General features: G+C 77.1%; 3 protein-coding genes. 1 reads left to right on the top strand and 2 read right to left on the bottom strand.

Features of this window, described 5'->3' with window-relative positions; translation table 11 throughout:
* On the top strand, window positions 1-2,592 hold a 2,592-nt coding region (locus G3I53_RS27645), incomplete at its 5' end, for a SpoIIE family protein phosphatase/ATP-binding protein (RefSeq protein WP_239064150.1).
* A gap of 25 nt (window positions 2,593-2,617) precedes the next feature.
* Here the strand turns inward: G3I53_RS27645 and G3I53_RS27640 are convergent.
* The gene (locus G3I53_RS27640) at window positions 2,618-3,073 is read right to left on the bottom strand and encodes an ATP-binding protein (protein WP_164335894.1); all 456 of its coding nucleotides are present in this window, start codon (window positions 3,071-3,073) and stop codon (window positions 2,618-2,620) included.
* A 148-nt stretch (window positions 3,074-3,221) separates the two neighbouring features.
* A partial coding sequence (locus tag G3I53_RS27635; RefSeq protein ID WP_239064149.1) for a prolyl oligopeptidase family serine peptidase occupies window positions 3,222-4,848 on the bottom strand: 1,627 nt, incomplete at its 5' end.

Here is a 4,848-nt window from a genome sequence, read left to right as displayed (position 1 = left end):
GTGGTGATCGTGCTCCTCCTCATCCTCGCCGCCGCGGCGGCACTGGTGCTGCAGGCGCGTGCCGACTCCGAGCGGGCGGCCCGCGACCGGGCGCTGGCCGTCGCCTGGGCGTTCGCCCGCGCCCCGGGCATCGAGGAGGCCCTGGGCGCCCCCGATCCGAGCGCGGTGCTGCAGGCCCGGGCGGAGGGTGCGCGCCGGGCGGCGCGGGTGGACTTCATCGTGGTGATGACCCCGCAGGGCATCCGGCACACCCACCCGGACCCGGCGCGGATCGGCGGGCGTTACGTCGGCACCATCGCCCCGGCGGCCTCCGGGGGAACGGTCCGGGAGACCGTCAACGGCCGGCTGGGGCCGTCCACCCGGGCGGTCGTGCCGGTCGCCGACGACGACGGGGACGTGCTGGGGCTGGTGGCCGCGGGCATCACCCTGCACAGCGTCGGCGACACCGCCGACGGCCGGCTGCCGCTGCTGCTCGGCGCCGCCGCGGGCGCCCTGCTGCTGTCCCTGGCGGGGACGGTTCTGGTCAGCCGGCGCCTGCGCCGGCTGACCCACGGCCTGGAACCGGCCGAGATGACCCGGATGTACGAACACCACGACGCCGTGCTGCACGCCGTGCGCGAGGGGGTGGTGATCATGGCGGCCGACGGACGGGTCACGCTGGTCAACGACGAGGCGCGGCGCCTGCTGGACCTGCCCGCGGACGCGGAGGGACGCACGCCGGCCGACCTCGGCGTCGACCCCGACCTGGCCCGGCTGCTCGCCGAGGGCCGCCCGGCCACGGACGAGGTGCACGTGGCCCGCGGCCGGCTGCTCGCCGTCAGCCAGCGGCCGGCGGACCGGGCCGGCGGGCCGTCCGGGTGGGTCGCCACGTTCCGGGACACCACCGAACTGGGGGCCCTGGCCGGTCGGGCCGACACCGCCCGGCAGCACCTGAAGCTGCTGTACGACGCGGGGCTGCGCATCGGCGGTCGCCTGGACGTGCTGCACACGGCGCGGGAGCTGGCCGGGTTCGCGGTGCCGCGGTTCGCCGACTTCGTCGCCGTCGACCTGCCCGAGGCCGTGCTCCGGGGAGAGGAACCGCCCGGGGACCTGCCCCCGATGCGCCGGGTCGCGGTCGGGGGCGCGTGGGACGGCACGCCGTTCCATCCGGCCGGTGAGCTGATCACGTTCTCCCCCACCTCGCCGCAGGGCTTCGCCTACCGCTCCGGCGACAGCTTCCTGGAACCCGACATGGCGGCGTACGCGGGCTGGCGGGAACCCGACCTCGTGCGCGGGCGCCGGCTCGTCGAGTTCGGGGTGCACTCGATGATCGCGGTGCCGATGCGGGCCCGGGGCGCCGTGCTGGGCGTGGTCACGTTCTGGCGGTCCCGCAGGCCGGAGCGGTTCGGGTACGAGGACGAGTCGCTCGCCGAGGAACTGGTGGCGCGGGCCGCGGTCAGCGTCGACAACGCCCGGCGCTACGCCCGCGAGCACGCCATGGCGGTCACGCTCCAGCGCAGCCTGCTGCCGCGGGCGCTGCCCGAGCAGAACGCCCTCGACGTCGCCCACCGTTATCTGCCCGCCGGCGCCGGGCGGGGCGGGGCCGGCGGGGACTGGTACGACGTCGTCCCGCTGCCGGGCGCCCGGGTGGCGCTCGTGGTGGGTGACGTGGTGGGGCACGGACTGCACGCCGCGGCCACGATGGGGCGGCTGCGCACCGCCGTGCACAACTTCGCCGCCCTCGACCTGGCGCCGGACGAGCTGCTGTGGCGCCTGGACGAACTGGTCGCCCGGATCGACCAGGACGAGGGCACCGACGGGCCGACCGCGCCGGTCACCGGGGCGACCTGCCTGTACGTCGTCTACGACCCGTCGACGGGCGGGTGCACCCTCGCCCGCGCCGGTCACCCCCCGCCGGTGGTGGTCACCCCGGACGGGCGGGCGGACCTCGTCGACATGCCCGGCGGTCCGCCGCTGGGCCTCGGCGGCCTGCCCGTCGAGACGGCGTCCCTGCGGCTGCCGCCCGGCAGCTGCCTGGCCCTGTACACCGACGGGCTGGTGGACGGCGGCGACCACGACACCGGGGAGCGGACGGCGCTGCTGCGGCGGATCCTGGCCCGGTCCGGCACCGACCCCGCCGCCGCGTGCGAGGCGGTGTGGGAGGCGCTGCTCCCCGAGCACCCCCGCGACGACGTCGCGCTGCTGGTGGCCCGGACCCGCACCCTGGACGCCCGGCACACCGCCGGCTGGGACGTCGCGCCGGAGCCCGCCGCGGTGAGCGGGGTGCGCGCGGCGGTGGTGCGGACCCTGGACGACTGGGGGCTGTCGGTGCTGGCGCCCGTCACGGAGCTGATCGTGGGCGAGCTGGCCGCCAACGCCGTCCGGCACGCCGCGCCACCCGTCCGGGTGCGTCTGATCCGGGACCGGGCGCTGATCTGCGAGGTCTCCGACGGCAGCAGCACCTCCCCGCACCTGCGCCGGGCGGCGAGCACGGACGAGGGCGGACGGGGCCTGTTCATGGTGGCCCGGCTCGCGGACCGCTGGGGCACGCGGTACACCCCTCAGGGCAAGGTCGTGTGGACCGAACAGTCACTGCCGCGGGGCCCCGCCTGAGCGCGCGGCCCGGCGGCCGCTCGCGTCAGCGGTCGCCCGGCGCGTCCACCAGGGAGATGCGGGCGGTGACCCGTTTGCCGGCCGCCTCCTGCCGTACCTCCAGGGCCTCGGCGAGCGCCATGACGATCTCCAGGCCGTGCTGGCCCACCCGACCGGGGTCGGCGCCGCGGGCCACCGGCAGCACCGGGTTGCCGTCCCGCACGCCCACCTCCAGGGCGTTGCCGGAGATGGACAGGTCCAGCCGCACGGGGCCGGGCGCGTACTTGCGGGCGTTGGTCACCAGCTCGCTCACCACGAGCTGGGTCACCTCCACCGCGCGGGCCGACACCGCGAGGCCGTCAGCCGCCTCGGCGGCCCGGGCCAGGAACGCGGCGGCGAGCCCGCGGGCTCTCGCTATCCACGCGCCGTCTCCTTCCAGGGCGTACGTGGCCGACGCCCCCGTCACGCCCGCATCCCCTTCGTCGACTGGAACTGGTTCCATCCGGTCCGCCTTCACTCACCGATCACACCGCGCGACTACCCGCGCCGCACCCCCGCACGCCCCCCGACCCCGCGGCGGCCGGAACCGGCCGGGGCGCGGCACCCGCAAAGTGTGACAGGTACCGGTGACAGCGTTGCGTCGGCGGTCCTCACGTGGCGAGGTGACGTTCCATCCAGTCGGCCGCGGTGCGGCGGAACAGCCGCCGGTTGTCGGCCCGCAGGAAGTCGTGGCCCTCGTCCCGCAGCAGGAGCAGCCCGGCCTCCACGCCGCGTTCCCTGGCGGCCCGGACGAACTGCTCGGACTCCCCCGGCGGCACGTTGGTGTCGTGCTCACCGTGCACCGCCAGGACCGGTGCCCGCAAGGCGTCGACGCGGCTCATCGGGGACAGGGCGCGCAGCAGCTCCGCGTCGCGTTCCGGGTGGCCGTACTTGTGGGCGGCGGACTGGGCGATCCAGGGTTCGGTGCCGGCGAAGAAGGTCGCGAAGTCGGACATGCCGCACACGGCGACCCCGGTGCGGAAGACTTCGGGGTGCCACACCAGGGAGGCCATCACCAGGTAGCCGCCGTAGGAGCGGCCCATGACGGCCAGCCGCCGCGGGTCGGCCAGGCCCTCGACGACAGCGTGGGCCGCGCAGTCGGCGACGTCGTCGATCGCGTGGAAGCGGCCGGCGCCCAGGTCGGCGTCGACGAAGGACCGGCCGTGACCCGAGGAGCCGCGGACGTCGGGGGCGAAGACGTCGAGGCCCCGCCCGAGGAGTTCGAGGTAGAGCGGGTGCAGGACCGGGCGTTCCTGTTCCTCGGGCCCGCCGTGCAGGTGCACGACGCAGGGGGCGGGCTCGCCGGGGGCGCGGCCGGGAGCCCGGTAGTACCAGCCGCCGAGGGTGAGTCCGTCGCGGGCCACCGGGCTCATGGACATCGGGCGGACGGGCGGGCGGCCGGCCGTGGCCGCGTCCTCGTCGCGGGACGACCACGGGGTGCGCAGCGGCAGGCCCTGCGGCAGCCACCACACGCCGGGGTGCCGCCGGGAGCCGGACAGGGCGACCACGGGCGCCTCGGGGTCGGCGGTCGGCTCGATGCGGGTGACGACCTCGTGCGGCAGGTCGAGCCGGCGGCGCGGTCCGGCCGCCGCGGTCGCCCCGGGGGCGGGGTCCGTGCCGGGGGCGGGCGGCTCGGCCGGGGTCAGCTCGGCCGACTCCAGTTCGCTGACCCCGCGCACGTTCCAGGCCAGTACGGCGCGCCGCCCCTCACGGCCGAGGGCGAGCAGTTCCAGGTCGCAGTCGGGGCGCTCGGCGACCACGGTGGTGCCGAGGAGTTCCCCGTCCTCGGTGAGGCGGGCGGCGACGAGGGCCGCGTACTCCCGTCCGCCGTCGCTGCGCAGCCAGACGGTGCCCCCTCCCGGGGCGAAACCGCCGATCCACGGGTCGCCGTCGGCGACCGGGACGACGCAGGTGACCGTCCGGTCGAGGGTGCGGACCACGAGGGCTTCGCGGCGGCCGCGCGGCCCCCGGTGGACGAGCGCGAAGCGGCCGTCGCGGCTCAGGTCGCAGACCCGCAGGGTGGGCGCGCCGCGTTCGCTGGTGAGGAGTTCCGGCGCGACGGTCCCCTCGGGGTCGACGAGGTAGGCCGACAGGGTGCGCGGCTCCGGTACCTGCACGGAGGCGCGTTCGTCCGGGCGGCCGTGGGCGTCGACGGGACGCGCCCAGGCGGCGTCCAGGCGCACCGCCCGGCCGTCGCGGGCGGCCCAGTGCGGGTCGTCCGGCGGCAGCGGCGGCTCG

Source organism: Streptomyces sp. SID14436 (assembly GCF_010548465.1).
Classification (GTDB): Bacteria; Actinomycetota; Actinomycetes; order Streptomycetales; family Streptomycetaceae; genus Streptomyces.
Note: the sequence above shows the minus strand (reverse complement) of the source record. Positions and strands in the feature narration are given on the sequence as shown.